The 19,341-nt window shown below is 57.3% G+C and carries 16 protein-coding genes; 3 read left to right on the forward strand and 13 right to left on the reverse strand.

Annotated features, from left to right (window positions below):
* Positions 1 to 6: 6 nt before the first annotated feature.
* The 5 genes from AC2D8U_RS03400 to AC2D8U_RS03420 form a co-directional block, all read right to left on the reverse strand.
* On the reverse strand, positions 7 to 1,629 hold the full coding sequence (locus AC2D8U_RS03400) for an NAD+ synthase (RefSeq protein WP_484617632.1): 1,623 nt from the start codon (positions 1,627 to 1,629) through the stop codon (positions 7 to 9).
* Between the two features lie 105 nt (positions 1,630 to 1,734).
* Positions 1,735 to 3,936 carry a prepilin-type N-terminal cleavage/methylation domain-containing protein gene (locus AC2D8U_RS03405; RefSeq protein ID WP_484617633.1) on the reverse strand — a complete coding sequence of 734 codons (2,202 nt, stop codon included), beginning with the start codon at positions 3,934 to 3,936 and terminating at the stop codon, positions 1,735 to 1,737.
* A 14-nt stretch (positions 3,937 to 3,950) separates the two neighbouring features.
* A complete protein-coding gene (locus tag AC2D8U_RS03410) occupies positions 3,951 to 5,096 on the reverse strand; it encodes a pilus assembly PilX family protein (RefSeq protein WP_484617634.1) in 1,146 nt (381 codons plus the stop codon).
* Positions 5,097 to 5,107: 11 nt separating this feature from the next.
* Positions 5,108 to 5,830: a hypothetical protein gene (locus AC2D8U_RS03415; protein WP_484617635.1), complete on the reverse strand. Its 723-nt coding sequence runs from the start codon at positions 5,828 to 5,830 to the stop codon at positions 5,108 to 5,110.
* The gene (locus tag AC2D8U_RS03420; protein ID WP_484617636.1) at positions 5,821 to 6,387 is read right to left on the reverse strand and encodes a GspH/FimT family pseudopilin; all 567 of its coding nucleotides are present in this window, start codon (positions 6,385 to 6,387) and stop codon (positions 5,821 to 5,823) included. The genes AC2D8U_RS03415 and AC2D8U_RS03420 overlap by 10 nt, the downstream gene beginning before the upstream one ends.
* Before the next feature lie 114 nt (positions 6,388 to 6,501).
* Here AC2D8U_RS03420 and AC2D8U_RS03425 point away from each other — a divergent pair, with 114 nt between their 5' ends.
* Positions 6,502 to 6,945, forward strand: coding sequence for a type IV pilin protein (locus AC2D8U_RS03425; protein WP_484617637.1), 444 nt, complete (start codon positions 6,502 to 6,504; stop codon positions 6,943 to 6,945).
* A gap of 58 nt (positions 6,946 to 7,003) precedes the next feature.
* Here AC2D8U_RS03425 and ispH read toward each other — a convergent pair whose 3' ends face one another.
* The 6 genes from ispH to murJ form a co-directional block, all read right to left on the reverse strand.
* Complete coding sequence (ispH, locus tag AC2D8U_RS03430; protein ID WP_484617638.1) at positions 7,004 to 7,933, reverse strand: 4-hydroxy-3-methylbut-2-enyl diphosphate reductase; 930 nt, start codon at positions 7,931 to 7,933, stop codon at positions 7,004 to 7,006.
* Complete coding sequence (fkpB, locus tag AC2D8U_RS03435) at positions 7,933 to 8,397, reverse strand: FKBP-type peptidyl-prolyl cis-trans isomerase (RefSeq protein ID WP_484617639.1); 465 nt, start codon at positions 8,395 to 8,397, stop codon at positions 7,933 to 7,935. Before fkpB ends, ispH begins: the two co-directional genes overlap by 1 nt.
* Entirely contained in the window at positions 8,394 to 8,924 is a 531-nt protein-coding gene (gene lspA, locus AC2D8U_RS03440) for a signal peptidase II (RefSeq protein WP_484617640.1), read from the reverse strand. Before lspA ends, fkpB begins: the two co-directional genes overlap by 4 nt.
* A complete protein-coding gene (gene ileS / locus AC2D8U_RS03445; protein ID WP_484617641.1) occupies positions 8,917 to 11,739 on the reverse strand; it encodes an isoleucine--tRNA ligase in 2,823 nt (940 codons plus the stop codon). The genes lspA and ileS overlap by 8 nt, the downstream gene beginning before the upstream one ends.
* A 23-nt stretch (positions 11,740 to 11,762) precedes the next feature.
* Positions 11,763 to 12,704 carry a bifunctional riboflavin kinase/FAD synthetase gene (gene ribF / locus AC2D8U_RS03450; RefSeq protein WP_484617642.1) on the reverse strand — a complete coding sequence of 314 codons (942 nt, stop codon included), beginning with the start codon at positions 12,702 to 12,704 and terminating at the stop codon, positions 11,763 to 11,765.
* Between the two features lie 114 nt (positions 12,705 to 12,818).
* Positions 12,819 to 14,375, reverse strand: coding sequence for a murein biosynthesis integral membrane protein MurJ (murJ, locus tag AC2D8U_RS03455; protein ID WP_484617643.1), 1,557 nt, complete (start codon positions 14,373 to 14,375; stop codon positions 12,819 to 12,821).
* A gap of 270 nt (positions 14,376 to 14,645) precedes the next feature.
* Between murJ and rpsT the strand changes: the two genes are divergently transcribed.
* Complete coding sequence (gene rpsT / locus AC2D8U_RS03460) at positions 14,646 to 14,906, forward strand: 30S ribosomal protein S20 (RefSeq protein ID WP_484617644.1); 261 nt, start codon at positions 14,646 to 14,648, stop codon at positions 14,904 to 14,906.
* Between the two features lie 533 nt (positions 14,907 to 15,439).
* On the opposite strand, the gene yaaA is transcribed toward rpsT, so the two are convergent.
* Complete coding sequence (gene yaaA, locus AC2D8U_RS03465) at positions 15,440 to 16,216, reverse strand: peroxide stress protein YaaA (protein ID WP_484617645.1); 777 nt, start codon at positions 16,214 to 16,216, stop codon at positions 15,440 to 15,442.
* Between the two features lie 145 nt (positions 16,217 to 16,361).
* Complete coding sequence (locus tag AC2D8U_RS03470) at positions 16,362 to 17,810, reverse strand: alanine/glycine:cation symporter family protein (RefSeq protein WP_484617646.1); 1,449 nt, start codon at positions 17,808 to 17,810, stop codon at positions 16,362 to 16,364.
* Positions 17,811 to 18,294: 484 nt separating this feature from the next.
* On the opposite strand from AC2D8U_RS03470, the gene AC2D8U_RS03475 reads away from it, so the two are divergent.
* Positions 18,295 to 19,272 (forward strand): OmpA family protein, encoded by a 978-nt coding sequence (locus tag AC2D8U_RS03475; RefSeq protein WP_484617647.1) that lies wholly within the window; start codon positions 18,295 to 18,297, stop codon positions 19,270 to 19,272.
* Positions 19,273 to 19,341 lie beyond the last annotated feature (69 nt).

Here is a 19,341-nt window from a genome sequence, read left to right on the forward strand (position 1 = left end):
GTTCTCTTACCAGTTTGCTCGGCCAAAACCTGAGGTAATGGGATAGCGTCGATCCTTACCAAATGCACGTGGCGTGACTCGTGGCCCCACTGCGGCTTGGCGTCGTTTGTATTCATTGATGTCCGTCAGGCGGATCACCCGCCTAACATCGGCTTCGTTATGGCCATCCGCGATAATATCCGCAACACTCTGATCCTGCTCAACATAGCGTTCCAAAATATCATCCAGCACATCATAAGGAGGCAGACTGTCCTGATCTACCTGATCCGGTGCCAGCTCCGCCGACGGTGGGCGAGTGATCACGCGTTCGGGGATCACCGGCGAAACCCTGTTCCGATAAACGGAAAGGCGGTACACCAGCTGTTTGGGAAGATCCTTGATCACCGCAAATCCTCCGCACATATCCCCATACAAGGTGCAATACCCCACGGCCAACTCACTCTTATTGCCCGTTGTCAGCAAGATCTTACCACTCTTGTTGGACAGAGCCATCAGTAACACCCCACGGATCCTAGCCTGCAGGTTTTCCTCTGTGGTGTCCTTCTCCTTGCCCGCGAACAGGGGACTCAATGCGCCAAGGAAGCCGTCAAAAATAGGCTCGATGGGCGTCACATCATACGCCACCCCCAGAGCCTTGGCTTCGGCCTCGGCATCCTCAAGACTGATGGAGGAAGTATAGCGGTAGGGCATCATGACAGCCTGCACATTCTCGGCGCCGATGGCATCCGCCGCGATCGCCAGCGTCAAGGCCGAATCGATGCCACCGGATAGGCCCAGGACCGCTCCCGGAAAGCCGTTTTTCTGCACATAGTCGCGTACTGACATTACCAAAGCGTTGTAGATCTGCGCATCATCACAAGGCAACTCGAGCCGCTCGGCAGGTTGGGGAGCACCATCGATAAAGCGGACCAGGGCAAACGCCTCTTCAAACTGGGGCAGTTCCTGAGTCACTGAGCCGTTGGCATCCACCACCATAGAGTGACCATCGAACACCAGCTCATCCTGGCCACCGATCTGGTTGAGATACACAACTGGCGCACTGGACTCGGCACTGCATGCCTCCAGGACATTGAGGCGCTCATCCAGCTTGGTCATATCAAAGGGGGAAGCATTGAGGCTCAGCAAGATCTCGGCCCCCTGCTCCCGAGCACTGGCGATCGGCTCGTGGTGCCAGATATCTTCGCAGATCAACACCGCCAGCTTATGTCCCTGGACCTCCAGCACGCAGGTTTCGTCACCGCGAGCGAAATAGCGCTCCTCATCAAAAACCCGGTAATTAGGCAGCTTCTGCTTATGAGTCAAGGCGAGGCGTTTGCCATCGGAAAACACCGAGGCACTGTTGAACAGCTCACCCTCTTCATTCCGGTAGGGATGTCCTACGATCACTGTGATCCCAACTGCCGCCTGCCGGATCGTCGCCAACACCGCATCGGTCCTGGCCATCAAGTCGGGACGCAACAGCAGGTCTTCCGGTGGATAGCCGGTCACGGCCAGTTCCGAGAATAGGATCAGATCCGCTCCCTGCTGACGGGCGCGCTCTATGTCTTGGCAAATGATCTCACCATTGCCTTCGATGGCCCCGACCACAAAGTTTCTTTGGGCCAGAGCCAGGGTTAACTGCTTGCTCATAAACTTGTCAGACTGCACTTGGAATAGTCCGCAAGTGTAAGGCAAAGCGAAAGGGGAATACAGCCACCCAGGCCGGGTTATCAAGCTTTCACATGGCGTAATGCCCTACAGTCCTGTCGGGCCCGTGGCGTAGTTACAACCGGTCCACGCCGTCGCATCCCCCGGGATCCCGCCATGCACCATCACCACACACAGCTCACTGGGATCAACCTCGGCCTCGATCATGGTTTCGGTAATCGTGGACGGTTCGAACACCGAGTTCGTACCACTGAATGATATGTAATGGTCAGCCTCTCCATCACCGGTATCCAGCCAGGATGCGGGAAGGTTGCAGCCAAAGGTTGGAGTGGCCTTGCCGGTTAGACTCGGCTGGTCGGAGCAAGAGGTTCCCTCACTGGAGGACACCGCCACAAGAAAATCTTTGCTATCGCAACTGTCCCAACTATGAAACGCTCCCCCCGCGGTCAATTTCGCCGCGAGACAATAGATCCGCCCTCCCACGGTGAGACTGGTTGGATCTGGCGCACCCGAGCCACCCAACTGGATCCCCAAGTATTCAGTAAACACCGTGTCTGCGTCATAAGCCGAAATTGGCCCATTTCCCGTTACCCCCGAATTGCTCTTCCTGGAACTCACCGCAGCAACATAATTGCCCAGACTTGACGCATCATAGGTCAGCTCTCCGCGGCTGTAGTAACCGACGTAGTAATCCCCGTCCACGATCGTAGCCCCGACGCTGGCGCCAGCCACAGGCTGGTTGCTGATCTTGACCCCGCCACCACAGTCATAGCCCTCACGGCTCGCGCCACACTGACTACAACCACTGAGCGGGTTCGCGGCATCGAAGCTGGTACTGCCACAGGAGTACAGGGTCCAGTCCGCCAACAGGGTGTTGTTCACTTCATGGAATGGGTAGGCCGTCAGCGGCAGAGATGACTTAGCATCGGGATAGTTTTCAATGGGGTCCACATACACGGCACGAGACATCAACTGGGTTCGAGTGCTGGCAGTGGGGTCAATACTGACGACCCCCTGAGGAACCAAAATGCCGGTAGACAGGTACTCATAGCTGCCCGGACTGGACTGGTAATTAACGGAGCTACTGGCAAAGTCTCGCAGCAGCGCGGTAACTCTCGCCTGATACTCAGCAACCACGGCGGCATTGCTGAGATGATCTCGCGTCATCACCTCCAAATGTACCTGCTGCCAGTCCGGCATCAACACATAGTAGCCATCCACCCGCATCATCCGACAGGCCTCCAGGTAGGACTGTCCGGCAATTACCTCTCGGGAATAATCACCCACCGAGTACTTGAGGTTGCCCCAGCGGCGATAGTCATAGCTAAAATGTTTCTCCAGTCGATCCGCTTCGGTCGGCGATGCGCTGTAGGCGCTCGCATCGAAATGGTCTGCACAGCAACGGCTGCACAAAGCCGGTAGACGGTCCGTACCGCTAACCGTGGCAACACCAGTGGGTTTAGTACTGGCCCCTATCGCCCCCCAGGTTAATTGGTCATCCACCCAGTCCAATTGCAGCGCATTGTTGCGCATGGCCGTATCGGCTGACAGAGTGCAACTGCAACTGACGGTGATATTGTCTTCCTGAACTATCTTCTGATCATCGGCATTATAGAAATTGATGGAATCAAACTGCACCAAGACCATGCCGTCTTTGGCATCTACCGTCGGCAGAGGCTTTGACGTTTCCCGCTTACTGCCGTCCCCGAGTTCGATATCGATCACATCCGGCGCCGCAGCATCATGATGCACCACCGTTGGACCAGTTCCCCCCAGTCCCTGCCCGCCTCCGGAGGCCGCCGTGCCGGTATCGGCAGGGGTAGGCGACAGACTGTGGGTCAGAGACACTGCCTGAGCGCTACCGCTCGTATCGGTCCAGCCAACCGTGACCACCACATGCTTTTGCACTATGGCATCGTCCGGTTCGGAAGAGTCAACAAAGGCCCCATCAACCAGAGTTCGATTGGAGACGACCCAGCCGAGACTGAAAGTCTGGGAGAGAAAGTTCACCTCATTGGAGGCCGGCAGCACGCCATCACGTCCCCCTTGGTTGGTCGCAATATCCGCAAAACCAAACCCTGCGGGGTCTTCCCCCGTGGTATAGGCGCGCAGATCGTCGATCTTTGCCTGGGCCAGTTTCAGCGCGACCTCCCGTTGACTGGTGGCCGAAGCGCTTTTGACCAGCTTGCCCTGAAGTGTGGTCAGGGCCACTACCCCAAGGCCGATCACGAGCACCGCTACGAGCACTTCAATCAACCCAAAGCCCAGTTGCTGCCGCCGGGACCCCATACCACTCTCCTTGTCTAAAAATCCTTCCAACTGCCAGCGACCTTCACCAGGGGGGAAAACACCTGACTGAGATCTTCTTCAAATGCCTCAAACACATCAGAGTGCCAGCTCACCGCCGCACTGCCGTTGATATTACCCACCTCCGGGGCACTGCTCATGACTGCACCATAGATCATGGCACCGGCATTCATACTGACGGTGGCGTCGACAGAGGCGTCATCCGGCGTCGAATCGAAGGCAAAGACCACACCATAGAATGGCCCGCTCTTCAGGATCAGATCCGCATCCACCGCCAGCAGGATCACTGGCGCCTCCGGGGCGCCAACCTCTCCCGGTTCACAGGGCGTCATACCTGAACCTTCAAATACATAGATCCCGGCCGGTGTCGCCGTACTCAGGCTGCTGCAGTCACTGATCTTCGTTGCACCGCGATAATAGATCTGCTGCCAATCTTTCGAGGCGATACCAAAGGTGAACTCAAACAGATCCTCGGGAAAGTTGGGGTCGTCTATCACAATATCCTGCCCGCCCTGGACAAATTCCCCCTTCGAACTGCCTCCGGCTTTCTCCGAATAGATAAAATCAAACTTGTTACAGGCCTCCCCTCCCCGGGCAAACTCCTCCACAGGGCAGGTGGTTGCCGCTCCAGTAAAGTCATCGGTCTCCCCGGCCCAGACCGACAAGGGCACTCCCTGCCCGCCACCATTGGGCATGGCACCGATGTCCAAGGTTCCGTTGAGTCGGCTTGCACTGGCCAGGCTTAAAGGCGCCGGAGCCCCCATCTCAAACAAAGGTGCGCGGGCGTAGATCTCCGATACCTTTGCCGAGGTCCTGGAAGCCACATCAAGGTAACTGGCCTCGATCTGCACCGGATCATTCCCGTCGGTACAGTCCCACCTGGCCGTCACCTTGCTGCCATCGGGTAGATCCATCTCTTTACTGAGGCCACATACCGATGCCGCCCCATCAAGGAACAGTCGTACGGCCCCATCCAGGCCCGACTCGGCTCGGCTAAAGGCCTGGGCATACTGAAACTCATTGGCCGAGATCCGCTTCTCCAAGAGCAGGACCTTAGCCGCGTAGAGGGTCACTGCCGCCAAGATCAACATAAGCATTAACGTAATGCTCATGGTGGCAAAACCTCGGCTCTCCCTGCCCATGCCGCCTCCTTTTAATAGACGTTATTTCGGATCCGGACCCGCTGCTGCAAGGTCAGCGAGATCTCGGGCCGCCTGACAATCTGGCCGCTCAAGGTAATAGTGACCGATTGGATCAAACGTGACGTATTCGCTTCAATTGGCGGGTCGAGCTGAAAATCCAACCGGGTTACGGCGAGATCCGGACTTGTCACTCCTTGCCAATAGGTTGTCGAACAAGGCTGTGCTGGCAGGTCCTTTTTCCACCGTCTGACTTCAACTTCTTGATTCGTGCTGTCAAAACGATAACCAACCAGCTCGGCCGGATCATCCAGCGATGTCGTCGCATCCTGGGTAATGGGTGATCCATCCTCATTATGATCCGCCATCACCGCAATACACTGGTAGGGTCCCCCCTCACCATGGCTGGCACCACTGACCAGATCATCCAGATGTTTTGCCGACCAATTGCCATCACTGTCGATGCTACCAGGAAGAAACATAAAAGACTGATCACCGATATCCCTATTGCTCAGGGCATCGCCTCGGTAACCGGCCCGCCGGATATCCCGCACCATAAGGGTCATCAGGATCTGCAGCTCCTGATTCAGACGGGACAGCTCCAAAGTGGTACTGTTGGCCCTGAGATTGGCACCGGAAAAAGCCACCAGAGCCGTCAGGACCAGCAACCCCAGTGTCATGGAGACCATCAGCTCCACCAAGCTAAACCCCAGCATCCTTGCGATCTTCAACCGCATGCCTTCAACCCCATTATCGACTCCGATCCCGAAGAGCAGATCCGTACACGACCCACCATACTGGTAATCACCTTGACCCGCCGGGTCGTAGACGCCTCCAACTCAAGGCTGCCCGAAGTCATCGCACTGCGTCGCCGATCAAGTACAAAAGCATTGCCAGAATAAGTGATACCAGACAGAGTAATGCCAGTAAAATCAGTCGCCACCACCCCCCTCAGGATCCCATCCCCATCAATTGAGCAGGCCGCAGAACTGTCACAGGAAGTGCAAGTGTCGGGTGTTGTGGTCAGACGCACACACCAATTCCGGGTGTCCTCATTCAGCAATTTGACCGTGACCCCATCGAGGTCTCGCTTTATTGCCTCGGTCCGAGCCAGGTGGATCGTATTGAGCACTTGGAAGGCGGCGGAACGCAGCCGCAATCCCTGTGCCATGCCGGTAAAGGCGGGCACAGCCATCCCCACTAAGAGACTGAGCACGGTGATCGCAATCAGTAACTCAATCAGGGTAAAGCCGCCGCGATGACGGCGCGGGTACAATTCCTTGAGGACTTCCATAGATACACCTTTCCCTGTGAACTGGAGAAACGCTCCCTTCCCGTCTAGATCTTAATGATATTAGGAGTGTAGCCTGCTCTCACGCTGTGTGACGGAACCACCAGGAGTGCCACGATGATCTTCCCCTACAAACGCTACCGTCCATTTCGGGGGCTAACCCTGATTGAACTGATGATCACCCTGGTGATCCTTGCCATTATTGCCAGCATGGCGGTTCCCTCCTATCAGGGATACGTTCGTAAAACCCACAGGGTTAACGCACAACAAGATCTGCTTGAGGCCCAGTTACAACTCGAGGAGTACCGGATCAGCTGCCGTCAGTATGGCCAGGCCCCTAATGACTGCAATAGCGCTTCCCCCACCACACTCACAGCCAGTGCTTTAGGGATCGGCAACACTGCTAACTACAGCTACGCTCTATCCAATACTTCCGCCTCGACCTATACCCTTACCGCCACCGCCACCGCTGCGCAAGCCAATGACAGCGAAGGCAGTCAATCCTGCAAAATCCTCACGATAAACCAAAGTGACGAAAAGTCCCCCACCCCCTGCTGGTAGACTCACACGCACAAAAAACGCCACCCTTGAGGGTGGCGTTTTTATTATCAGCCTTGGCCTATCGTAGCTCGGCTGGAACATGGAATACCACGTTCTCTTCTCGACCTTGGGCCTCTTGAACCTCTATGGCGCCCTGAGCCTTCAGCGCCTCAACCACGCCCTGTACCAGCACCTCCGGTGCCGAAGCCCCGGCGGTAACGCCCAGGGTATCCACCCCATGCAACCACTCGCTACGAATGTCCTCGGCACCATCGATCAGCTGAGCCGCTGTCCCGGACTTTTCCGCCAACTCCCGCAAGCGATTGGAGTTTGATGAATTTTTCGAGCCGACCACCAACACCAGATCGGAGCGAGCAGCCAGTTCCCGCACCGCGTCCTGGCGGTTCTGGGTGGCGTAGCAGATATCGTCCTTGCGAGGTCCTTCAACCTGGGGAAAACGCGCCTTAAGGGCTGCGATCACCGCCGCGGTATCATCCATCGACAGGGTTGTCTGAGTCACAAAGGTCAGGTTGGCCTCATCTTTGACTTCCAGCCTGGCCACATCTTCGGGGGATTCCACCAGGTAGATCCCCCCCTGATCATTGCTGTATTGCCCCATGGTACCTTCCACCTCAGGGTGACCGGCATGACCAATCAGCACACACTCAGTGCCCCGACGGCTGGCCCGGGTGACCTGCATGTGTACCTTGGTCACCAGCGGACAGGTGGCATCAAACACCTTGAGGCCGCGCTGCTTAGCTTCATCGCGAACCGCCTGAGACACCCCGTGGGCAGAGAAGATCACGATACTGTGGTCCGGCACCTGGTGCAGCTCATCGACAAACACCGCCCCGCGCTGACGAAGGCCATCCACCACATAGCGGTTGTGGACCACTTCATGGCGCACATAGATAGGCTTTTCAAACAGCTCCAGAGCGCGCTCAACAATGCTGATCGCCCGATCAACGCCGGCACAAAAGCCGCGGGGATTGGCCATTACGACTTTCATCACGACTCCTTGACGATCACGTCCAAGATCTCGACGTCAAACAGCACGGTCTGACCGGCCAGTGGATGGTTGAAGTCCACCGTCACCGAATCCCCTTCCACGGCCCGGATCACCCCGGGAAACTGGTTCCCGTCCATAGCGGTAAACGCCATGATGGTACCGATCTCCAGCTCGGCATCGGCCGCAAACGCCGTGCGCTCCATATGCTGGATATTGTCCGGGTTCGGTTGGCCAAAGGCGTCCTCCGGCGGCAGGCTAAAACGCTTCTTGTCACCCTTGGCCAGGCCCATCAGCGCCTGCTCCATGCCAGGACTCAGGCTGCCGTCCCCCAGGGTCAGGCGCGCCGGTTTGCCATGGGCGCGAGTGCTGTCGGCAACACTGCCGTCACTCAGCTCCACGTTGAAGTGCATAAAGATCTGGGCGCCAGGGCCCACTACCGGATCACTCACAGGGACCTCACTCATTTGACTCGCTCACCTTCACCAGCTTTAGGCTGGCGAAACGCATCCAGGATCATCAAACCGGCGCCAATACAGATGGCGCTGTCGGCAATGTTAAATGCCGGCCAGTGCCAGTTGCCGACGTAAAAATCGATAAAGTCGATCACATAGCCGTAGGCGAGGCGATCGATCAGGTTACCGATGGCGCCCCCCAGGATCAGTGCATAGGCATTATTGAGCAGGCGATTGTCTGCCCGCTCCGAGCGCAACATCGCGATCAAACCCACGGAAACGATCAAGGCAAAAATGGCGAAGCCCCAGCGCTGCCAACCACCGGCATCCGCCAGAAAGCTGAAGGCCGCTCCTTCATTGTGCACATAGCGCAGGTTCAGGTAGGGGATCAGGGGGATCACTTCGCCATAGGCCATCTTGGCCACGGTGAGCAACTTGGTCGCCTGATCGAGGATGAGTGCCAAGGCACTCACCCACAGCCAGACACAACCACTGTGCGTCCATGCACCGGGACGCTGGGTCCAGGCTTCCTTAAGCATACTGACGGGCCTCACCTGCGCCATCGATGTTGGTGACACAGCGACCACACAGGGTCGGGTGCGCCGCAACACTGCCCACGTCTTCACGGTGGTGCCAGCAGCGCTCACACTTGGCGGCACTGGTCTTGGTCAGTTTCACCAGCAGGCCGTCGATCTCAGTGCCCTTGGCACCGTCGGCCTCGGCCAGCTCCTTCACCGTGGCGTTGGAGGTGATCAGCACGAAGCGCAATTCATCACCCAGCTGCTCCAGCAGGGCTTTGAGTTCACCACTGGCGTACAGGGTCACGTCCGCTTCAAGGCGGTTCTTGATGCCGTCGGCCTTGGCCTGTTCCAGCTGCTTGTTCAACTCACCCAACACGGCCACCAGCTGCTGCCATTGGCCATCGGTCAGGGCTGCCTCGTCACTCATGGCCGCCAGGCCATCGAACCAGTACTGGGTAAACACAAACTCGCCACGCTCGCCCGGCAACTCTTTCCAGATCTCGTCGGCGGTGAAGCTCATGATCGGCGCCATCCAGCGCACCAGGGCCTCGGTGATCAGGAACAGGGCACTCTGGCAGGAGCGGCGGGCATGGCCATCGCCTTTGGCGGTGTACTGACGATCCTTGATGATATCCAGGTAGAAGCTGCCCAGCTCGACAGAGCAGAACTGCATCAGACGCTGAGTCACACCGTGGAAGTTGTACTCTTCATAAGCAGCAACGATCTCTTCCTGCAGGGCGTGGGCACGGGCCACAACCCAGCGATCCAGCGCCACCATCTCGTCCAGCGCCACCATATCGGTGGCCGGGTTAAAGCCACTCATGTTAGCCAGCAGGAAACGGGAGGTGTTACGGATCCGGCGATATGCATCGGCGCTGCGCTTGAGGATCTCGTCGGAAACGGTCATCTCACCTGTGTAATCGGTGGAAGCCACCCACAGACGCAGGATATCCGCTCCCAGCTTGTTCACCACCTGCTGCGGACTCATCACATTGCCCAGGGACTTGGACATCTTGCGGCCCTTGCCATCCACGGTAAAGCCGTGGGTCAGCACCTGTTTGTAGGGGGCCTTGTTCTTCATCGCCGTGGAGGAGATCAAGGAGGACATGAACCAGCCACGGTGCTGATCCGAGCCTTCCAGGTAGAGATCGGCACCGTGGCCGTTGAATTCTGGGCGGGCATCCACCACGGAAGCGTGGGTGACACCGGAATCAAACCACACATCCAGGGTGTCGGTCACCTTGGTGTAGTGCTCGGCTTCGTCCCCCAGCAGCTCGGCGGCGTCCAGATCCCACCAGGCCTGAATCCCCTCTTGCTCGACACGCAAAGCCACCTGCTCCATCAGCTCAACGCTGCGCGGATGCAGGGCCTGGGTTTCGTTGTGGACGAACAGGGCGATCGGCACCCCCCAGGTACGCTGACGAGAGATACACCAGTCCGGACGGTTCTCCACCATGGTATCGATACGGGCCTGACCCCAATCCGGGATCCACTGCACCTGCTCAATCTCTTCACGGGAGCGCTGACGCAGACCAGCCTGATCCATGGAGATAAACCACTGCGGGGTGGCACGGAAGATGATTGGCGTCTTGTGGCGCCAGCAATGCGGGTAGCTGTGGCGCAGGGCCTCATGGTGCAGCAGGGCACCTTTCTCTTTGAGCACCTCGATGATCGGGCCATTGGCCTTGAACACGTGCTGACCGGCAAACAGAGGGGTATCTGGCAGGTAGACGCCGTTATTCCCTACCGGGTTGGCCACCTCCAGGTTGTACTGGTTGCCCACCACAAAATCTTCCTGGCCATGGCCAGGCGCGGTGTGCACACAACCGGTACCTGAGTCTGTGGTCACATGATCACCCAGGATCACGGGCACCAGCATGTCGTAGAAGGGGTGATGGAACTGCTGCAGCTCCAGCGCCTTGCCCTGGCAGTAACCCAGGTTGTGGTAGTGCTCGATCCCGGCACGATCCATCACGTCTTTAACCAGATCGGCAGCCAGGATCAAACGCTCCTTGCGCTCACCTTCCACCTGCACCAGGGCATACTGCACGCTCTCATGCAGGGCGATGGCTCGGTTAGCCGGCAGGGTCCACGGCGTCGTGGTCCAGATCACGGCCGAGATCGGGCCTTCGCCCTGATGGCCTTCGGCACAATCGAACTTGTCCGCCACCAGCTTGGCATCGTCGGCGACAAAACGTACGTCGATGGCTGGCGAGGTCTTATCCTCGTACTCCACCTCGGCCTCGGCCAGGGCAGAGCCACAATCGGTACACCAGTGCACCGGCTTGGCACCTTTGTGCAGGTGACCGTTGTCGATGATCTTAGCCAGGGAGCGGATGATGTTCGCTTCGGTCTCAAAGGCCATGGTCAGGTAAGGCTTGTCCCATTCACCCAGTACGCCCAGGCGGATAAAGTCGGCTTTCTGGCCTTCGACCTGGGTCTTGGCATACTCACGGCACTTTTGACGGAACTCGGCGGCGGAGACCTTGTGGCCCGGCTTACCGACCTTCTGCTCCACCTTCAACTCGATGGGCAGACCGTGGCAATCCCAGCCCGGGACATAGGGCGCATCAAAACCAGACAGGGTCTTGGCCTTGATGATGATGTCTTTGAGGATCTTGTTCACGGAGTGACCGATGTGGATGTCACCGTTGGCGTACGGAGGGCCGTCGTGCAGCACGAACGGCTTGGCGCCCTGACGGCTGGCACGAATGGCTTTGTAGAGCGCCTTTTCGTCCCAGTTTTTGAGCATTTCAGGTTCACGCTTAGCCAGGTTCCCGCGCATCGGGAACTCGGTTTCAGGCAGATTCAGAGTCGTTTTGTAATCAACCATTTAGGGTCACACCATCCGGTAAATCAAACAGGGTTTTTTGCGTTTGCGAGCCGCACTCGGGCTTCCTTCGCATCCGCCTGGATCTGGGCCTTCAACGCCTCTAACGAGGAGAAGGCTTGTTCATCCCGCAGCCAGCTCACCAGCTCGACCTGCAGGTGCTGACCATAAAGATCAGCGTTAAAATCAAAAATATGTACTTCAAGGCGACACTGCACCCCGGCCACCGTAGGGCGTCGCCCGACATTGGCCACGCCGCGATACCAGCGGCCATCCTGAGTGCAGATCCGCACCGCAAAGACGCCCCGAACCGGCACCACAGTGCGCTTAAGCAGCACATTGGCCGTGGGGAAATCGATGGTCCGGCCCAGCTTATCACCGTGGGCCACACGACCGCTGATCCGATAAGGGTAACCCAGCATTGCCGCGGCGTCAGACATATCACCGCGAGCCAGGGCCTGGCGGATCAGGGTGCTGGAGATCCGCGCGCTGCCCAACAGGCAACTGGCGGTATCCTGCACGGTGAAACCATGCTGCTGACCGGCGCGTTGCAGCAGGGAAAAATCTCCCCGGCGATCCTTGCCAAAACAGAAGTCGTCCCCCACCACCAGGTAGCGAACCCCGAGCCGACCAACCAGCAGATCATCCACAAACGCATCGGGATCGTACTGGGCAAATTCACGATTAAAGCGCACGCACAGTACCCGATCCACCCCCAGCTGAGCCAACCGGGCCAGCTTGTCTCGCAACAGGCTCAGCCGAGCGGCCGCCCGCTCACCAAGGAAAAATTCCTGAGGCTGGGGCTCGAACAACATCACGGTGGCGGGCACTCCGTGCAACCGGGCGACCTCGACCAGACGACCTATCACCGCGGCATGGCCCAGATGCACGCCGTCAAAATTCCCTATTGTCAGGACACAACCCCGGTGATGCTCCACCAGATTGTGAATACCTCGGATCAACTCCATGGCTCAGCCGCACATCTTTTGCTTCGAAAATCGCCGGATTATACCCTAGTACCCCATCACAGGGAAAACGATTGGTTCAGCTCATTTTTCACGCAACGGGCCACTCCCCCAAGCTCACGCGCTCTTTAGCCGATTGGGACGGATCCCCAGCAGCAATAAACTCACTAGGTAGATCAGCGCCCCCAGGCCGATATAGCCAAACAGCCGAACGATCCGCTCCAGGGTGTCCCATGCCAGCCACTGAGCCTCAGGGGGGCACAGCCATAACAGGCTTGCAGCCATGGCAGCGCCGGCCAGGATCATCTTGCTGATCAGCAGCTGGCTGTCCCGGGTCAGGCTAAAGACCTCCTGCCGACGTAAGCCTCGGTAGAGCAGGTAGGCATTCAAAGTGGCCGAAGCAGAGGTCGCCAGTGCCAGCCCCACATAACCAAAGGGGATCGCCAGCACGACGTTAAAGCCCATATTCGCCACCATGGCGATGATCCCGTAACGCACCGGGGTCTTGGTGTCCTGGCGGGCGTAGTAACCCGGTGCCAGCACCTTCACCAGCATAAAACTGAGCAGGCCCGAGGCGTAGGCCAACAGACTCATGGTCGCCATCTGGGTGTCGGCAACAGTAAAGGCACCACGCATAAAGAGCACCATGAGCATGGGTTGAGCCAATACCATCAGCCCCAGCATCGCCGGGATCCCCAACAACAACACCGAGCGCATGCCCCAATCCAGGGTTTTGGCGAACTGGCTTGGATCCGCGTCGGCGTGCTTGCGCGACAGCGCTGGCAGGATCACCGTGGCGATGGCGATACCAAACAGGCCCAGGGGAAACTCCAGCAAACGATCGGAGTAGTAGAGCCAACTGATGGATCCGGTCATCAGGAAACTGGCAATAAAGGTATCAAACAGCAGGTTGATCTGACTGACGGAGACGCCAAACATCGCCGGGATCATCAAGGTGCGGATCTTTACCACCCCGGGATGAGACCAGCCCCAACGGGGGCGTACCAGGGTATGCGTACGCAGCAGGAAAGGGATCTGGAACAGGAACTGCACCAGGCCCCCGATAAATACGCCCCAGGCCAGCCCCAGCTCAGGCTTCGCCAATTGGGGCGACAACCACAGGGCACAGGCGATGATGGCAATATTGAGAAAGACCGGGGTAAAGGCCGCCACGGCAAAGCGTCCCAGGGTGTTGAGGATCGCCCCAGCCAACGCGGTAAAGGTGATAAACCACAGGTAAGGGAAGGTGATCTTGAGCATCAAGGCAGCCAGCAAAAATTTCTGCCCCTCCGGCTCACCACCGAGCCAGGCAACAAACCAGCCGGTGCCAAACAGCGCCGCCAGCACCGGAGAGCCTATCACCCCCACCAGGGTCACCACAGTCACGATCAGCCCCAGCGTGCCGCTGACCCGGGCGATCAGCTCCTGCACCTCGCTGTGAGAGCGCTTCTGCTGATACTCGGTCAATACCGGCACAAACGCCTGGGCAAACGCTCCTTCGGCAAACAGGCGACGCAGGAAATTGGGGATCTTGTTCGCCAGGAAAAACACGTCGGCCGCCGCCCCAGCCCCCATTAAATTGGCCACCACCACGTCACGGACCAGCCCCAGTACACGGGAGATCAACGTCATGGCACTCACGATCAAGCCGGAGCGAACAAGTTTTCTGCTCAAAAAAGACCCCTGAAACACACAAAAGATGGGACCTGGCCCACCCCCACAAGACGGGAAGACAAAAAAAAACCGCGCCCCCTGTCACCGAGGCGGGAATGCTGCTAGAATTTCGCCCCATCTTAAACTAGATGGGTTGCGAAAGGCCAAATTTGGTCACCGGCTCTTAGAACTGGCGCTTATTTGCTCATTGTCGTTGACAAACCGGGCTGAAATAAGTAAATTCGCGACCCTTGTAAGAATCCAGACTGCACCGTTTTTAGGAGTTTGCACTTGGCTAACATCAAGTCTGCTAAGAAGCGTGCCATCACCAGCGAAAAGCGTCGTCAGCACAACGCTTCCCGTCGCTCTATGATGCGCACCTACACCAAGAAAGTAATTGCTGCTATCGCCGCTGGCGACAAAGCTGCTGCTACCGAAGCTTTCCAAGCTGCCCAGCCTATCCTGGATCGCATGGCCACCAAAGGTCTGATCCACAAGAACAAAGCTGCTCGTCATAAGAGCCGCCTGGCTGCGCAAATCAAAGCTCTGTAATTATTGCTTTGACATTGCTTAGTAAAAACCGGCCTTCTGGCCGGTTTTTTTATGTCTGTTTCCCCCTCATCGCCCCCTCACCCTGAGCATCCGCTGATCCGTGCCGAACGCAATGCCCCAGGCCCCGCCACTTGATGATCAGGCGTTGCATCATCCACCTGCCGATCAGCAGCCGATATAGGTTCGTAAGAGGGCCAAGGCCCACCATTTCAGTCCACACCCCCTGAAGACGCAACGCCACCACACCAGCATTGCAAGGGATATTCCGGAATAGGTAGCCTCGGTATTGGGCCCCTACCTGACTGACCACAATAGAGGGTCAGTGGCGCCCCCTGAGCCCAGGTTCAACGTCCAGGAATGTCCAGCATGCTCATGACCGGGATAGGCCACAGGTCGCCATTCTGCGCATCATGGAGCTTCCGTTCAGAAGCTTGGAAATAAACCAAATACCCCCTATTCCCGAGATCCTTGGTGACTGAGCAGCAAAAAGGCCCTGGAGCTCAGGGCCTTTTAAAGTACCAAAGGTTTTACGCCTAGACGGGTTCATCCCGCAGAAACACCAGGGAATCTTCGCTCGAGTCCGCCTCACTGAAGCGATAACCCGCGTAATCGAAGGCTTCGAGCTCCTTCGGGCTCTGGGGCTGCTGCTCGATCATAAAGCGTGCCATCATCCCCCGAGCCTTCTTGGCATAGAAGCTGATGATCTTGTACTGGCCGTTCTTCAGATCCTTGAATACCGGGGTGATGATCCGCCCCTCCAGTTCGCGCTTCTTCACCGACTTAAAATACTCATTGGAAGCCAGATTAACGACCACGTTGTCGCCCTGTGCCGTCAGGGCCTGATTGAGCGCGTCGGTAATGATGCTGCCCCAGAAGGTGTAGAGATCTTTGCCTCGTCCATTGGCCAGCTTGGTGCCCATCTCCAACCGATAGGCCTGGATCAGATCCAAGGGACGTAAGAGGCCGTACAGGCCCGACAAAATCACTAAGTGCTGCTGGGCATAGGCTAACTGCTCCGCGTTGAGCGTGCCCGCATCCAGGCCCGTATAGACATCACCGTTAAAGGCCAGCACCGCCTGCTTGGCATTGTCCTGCGTAAAGGGAGGCTGCCAATCGGCAAAGCGCGCGGCATTCAGTCCCGCCAGCTTATCCGACAGCTTCATCAGGCTGGCCAGATCCGCCGGGGTCAATTGCCGGCAGGTGGTGATCAGGGCTTCGGCGTGCTCCAGCAAGGCCGGCTGAGTAAACGCATCGATGTGCGCCGGCGTATCAAAATCCAAATTCTTCGCCGGGGAGATCACCGCCAACATACACAGCTCCTTGAAAGGGTTCCATCGAATGAAGCTTCAATATATCAGTGGCACAGACACAAAAAAACCGCGCCCCCCAGTTAAGGGGAACGCGGCTTTCGATTGCCTCATTCGCTAATTCATAACAAACGCAGGCAAGCTGTCATTAACGCTCGAAAACCGGCTTTTGCTCGGCGTCTTTCCAAGTGTCACAGTGCAGCTGAGCTTCCAGTGCGGCAACGGTGCCCGCATTGAACTCCGGAGTCTTGCCGGCTTTAAGCTGATCTTCGTAATCCTTGATCACCGCAATGGCTACCTTGGACAGCATCACCAGGGCGGCAATGTTCACCAGCGCCATCAGGCCCATGGACACATCCGCAAAGTTCCACACCAGGTTCAGGGAGGCCACGGAGCCCGCCATCACCATGGCCAGAACCGCAACGCGGAAGCCGGTCAGTACGGCCTTGCTCTTGGTCAGGAACTTGATGTTAGTTTCTGCGTAGCTGTAGTTGGCAATGATGGAGCTAAAGCAGAACAGGATGATGGCGAAGGCCAGGAAGAAGGAAGCCCAACCACCCAGTTCATTGGTCAGCGCCAGCTGCAGCAGGCCGATACCACCTTGACCCTGTGGATCATTCAGCACACCAGACAGCAGGATGATCGCCGCAGAGGCGGTACAGATCACCAGGGTATCGACGAACACACCAGTCATCTGGACGAAGCCCTGGGACGCAGGGTGGTTCGGGTTCGGGGTAGCAGAGGCGGCGATGTTGGCCGCAGAGCCCATACCCGCTTCGTTGGAGAACAGACCGCGGGCCACACCGGCCATAACAGCACCAATCACACCACCAGCAGCCTCTTCCAGGCCGAAAGCAGACTTGAAGATCAACGCCAGAGCGGCTGGCACTTCGGTGATGTTCATCACCAGCACGATCACAGCGATCAGCAGGTAAGCGACGGCCATTACAGGGACGATCAGCTCAGAGGCCTTGGCCACCTTCTTCAGGCCACCGAAGATGATGTAGGCACTGGCCGCTACGATCAGCAGACCCAGCAGCGCCTTATCGATACCAAAGGCGGTGTTCACCGCATCGGCGATGGTGTTGGACTGAGCGGCGTTGAAGGCAAAGCCGAAGGCGATGATCAGCAGTACGGAGAACAGGGAGCCCATCCAGCGTTTACCCAGGCCCTGCTCCATGTAGTAAGCCGGGCCACCGCGGTAGATCCCGTCGTCACCCTTCACCTTGTAGACCTGAGCCAGGGTGGACTCAATGAACGCGGTCGCCATACCCAGCAGGGCGATCAGCCACATCCAGAAGATGGCACCGGCGCCACCCACGGTGATGGCCACGGCCACACCCGCCATGTTGCCGGTGCCCACACGGGCCGCCATGGAGGTACAGAACACCTGGAAGGAGGAGATCCCGTCGGTGGTGTTACGACCCTCTTTCACCAGCTTCACACCGTGGCCGAGGCGACGGAACTGGATAAAGCCAGTCATCACGGTAAACAGCAGACCAGCAAAGACCAGCACAAAGATTAGAACTTTGCCCCAGAGCAGGCCGTTCATCGCATCAATAACCGCCTCGATGGGCGCGAAAAAAGCATCAAGCATATTGTCAGTTCTTCTATAGGGCACTTAAGGAATGCGGAGACATTCCTTAAGTGGCTCAATCATCAACTTCCCTACCAAACTTCTTGGCCATTCCCTGCCGGTTGTCAGCCGTTTGTCTCACTTTTCTTCTAGTTCGCGGCCACTTTTATGGCTGCCCGTACTGACAACAGGCGGGCACCTTAGCATACCCCGCTTCCCGGCACGCACGATCCAGATCACAGTCAACCACTTTGGCAACACTCAGTTAACCCGCGCCAGCACCCGCCGCAACACCCAACGACTGCACGCGACACCAAAGCGACACCAAAGCGACACAGGGATCACAAGTTCAGCACGCACCAGTGACACAAAAGCCACCAGCTGCCACCAAAAGCCATACAACGCTCTGAATTATTAACGCGTTTCTAAGGAAGCTTCTACGCTTATGAGTGTGCATCGTCGCGTCTGCGACACGCGAAAAATGAGAACAGCAGGGAGTCTGAATATGAAACCACACAGGATCCTCTTACTGGGCCTGATCCCCTTACTCTCCACCACGACCAGTCACGCCGATGAGGCCCCGTGGTATGTGGGGATCGGACTGGGCCAGTCCAACTGGGCAGGTGTGTGCCCTGGTGATCGCGGCACCATCACTGAGTGTGACGATACTGACTTTTCTTGGGATATCTATGGTGGCTGGCAGTTCTCTCGCCATCTTGGTCTGGAGTTGGGATACACCAATCTAGGGGAAGCAAACTGGGCCACCGCATTGGAGTCTCGAGATACCAAAGGCGAAGGTCTTCGCTTTGGCCTGACCGCTCGAAGCCCGGTGTTGGATGTATTGGATCTGGTTGGGGAAGTGGGCGGTTATTGGTATGACTTGGAGATCACAACCGATACGGCTCAATTCGATGAGGACGACCTGGCCCTCTACTACGGCGCGGGGCTGGACTACACACTGGGATCCCAATGGTCCGTGGGCTTTCGCTACCGTCACTTCCACCATATGGAGATCGCCAACCGCTTTAACCTGACCGATGCGCATTATTGGGGCCTACAGGGCACCTATCGATTCGGCAGTAAACCTCGCCCAGCGCCAGTGGCAGCAGCGGTTGTCCCTGCCGTCGTTGCGCCTGAGCCCGCTGTCACGCCGCCTATTCCACCAGCCACGACACTCTATTTTGACTTTGACTCAGCACAACTTAATGAACAGGAAATCGTGAAACTAAAGCCGATCGCTCGGTTTCTAACCAAGCACCCTGACAGTCAGGCAGAGATCATTGGTCATACCGACGGCAAAGGGGAAAACGACTACAACCGCGTCTTAGGGCTCAAGCGCGCCAAGACAGTGGAAGCCAGACTGGTTGATGACTATGGTATCGATGAGGAACGGCTCAATACCGTCACTTGGGGAGAGGCTGGAGCCAAACCTTCGGCCAATCGCCCGGATCGTAAAGTTACGATCAATTTATCCTTAAAGTGATTTTTACTTAATTGTAACCAGGAAATTCAACCGGTTGTGTAATTTATTTACTTAAGCGGTTGGCTTTAA

It is taken from the genome of Ferrimonas sp. YIN67 (assembly GCF_057219095.1).

Bases quoted from the DNA above. Each gene is read 5' to 3' on its own strand.
- AC2D8U_RS03400 (WP_484617632.1), bottom strand. From the start codon at position 1,629: ATGAGCAAGCAGTTAACCCTGGCTCTGGCCCAAAGAAACTTTGTGGTC.
- AC2D8U_RS03405 (WP_484617633.1), bottom strand. From the start codon at position 3,936: ATGGGGTCCCGGCGGCAGCAACTGGGCTTTGGGTTGATTGAAGTGCTC.
- AC2D8U_RS03410 (WP_484617634.1), bottom strand. From the start codon at position 5,096: ATGGGCAGGGAGAGCCGAGGTTTTGCCACCATGAGCATTACGTTAATG.
- AC2D8U_RS03415 (WP_484617635.1), bottom strand. From the start codon at position 5,830: ATGCGGTTGAAGATCGCAAGGATGCTGGGGTTTAGCTTGGTGGAGCTG.
- AC2D8U_RS03420 (WP_484617636.1), bottom strand. From the start codon at position 6,387: ATGGAAGTCCTCAAGGAATTGTACCCGCGCCGTCATCGCGGCGGCTTT.
- AC2D8U_RS03425 (WP_484617637.1), top strand. From the start codon at position 6,502: ATGATCTTCCCCTACAAACGCTACCGTCCATTTCGGGGGCTAACCCTG.
- ispH (WP_484617638.1), bottom strand. From the start codon at position 7,933: ATGAAAGTCGTAATGGCCAATCCCCGCGGCTTTTGTGCCGGCGTTGAT.
- fkpB (WP_484617639.1), bottom strand. From the start codon at position 8,397: ATGAGTGAGGTCCCTGTGAGTGATCCGGTAGTGGGCCCTGGCGCCCAG.
- lspA (WP_484617640.1), bottom strand. From the start codon at position 8,924: ATGCTTAAGGAAGCCTGGACCCAGCGTCCCGGTGCATGGACGCACAGT.
- ileS (WP_484617641.1), bottom strand. From the start codon at position 11,739: ATGGTTGATTACAAAACGACTCTGAATCTGCCTGAAACCGAGTTCCCG.
- ribF (WP_484617642.1), bottom strand. From the start codon at position 12,704: ATGGAGTTGATCCGAGGTATTCACAATCTGGTGGAGCATCACCGGGGT.
- yaaA (WP_484617645.1), bottom strand. From the start codon at position 16,216: ATGTTGGCGGTGATCTCCCCGGCGAAGAATTTGGATTTTGATACGCCG.
- AC2D8U_RS03470 (WP_484617646.1), bottom strand. From the start codon at position 17,810: ATGCTTGATGCTTTTTTCGCGCCCATCGAGGCGGTTATTGATGCGATG.
- AC2D8U_RS03475 (WP_484617647.1), top strand. From the start codon at position 18,295: ATGAAACCACACAGGATCCTCTTACTGGGCCTGATCCCCTTACTCTCC.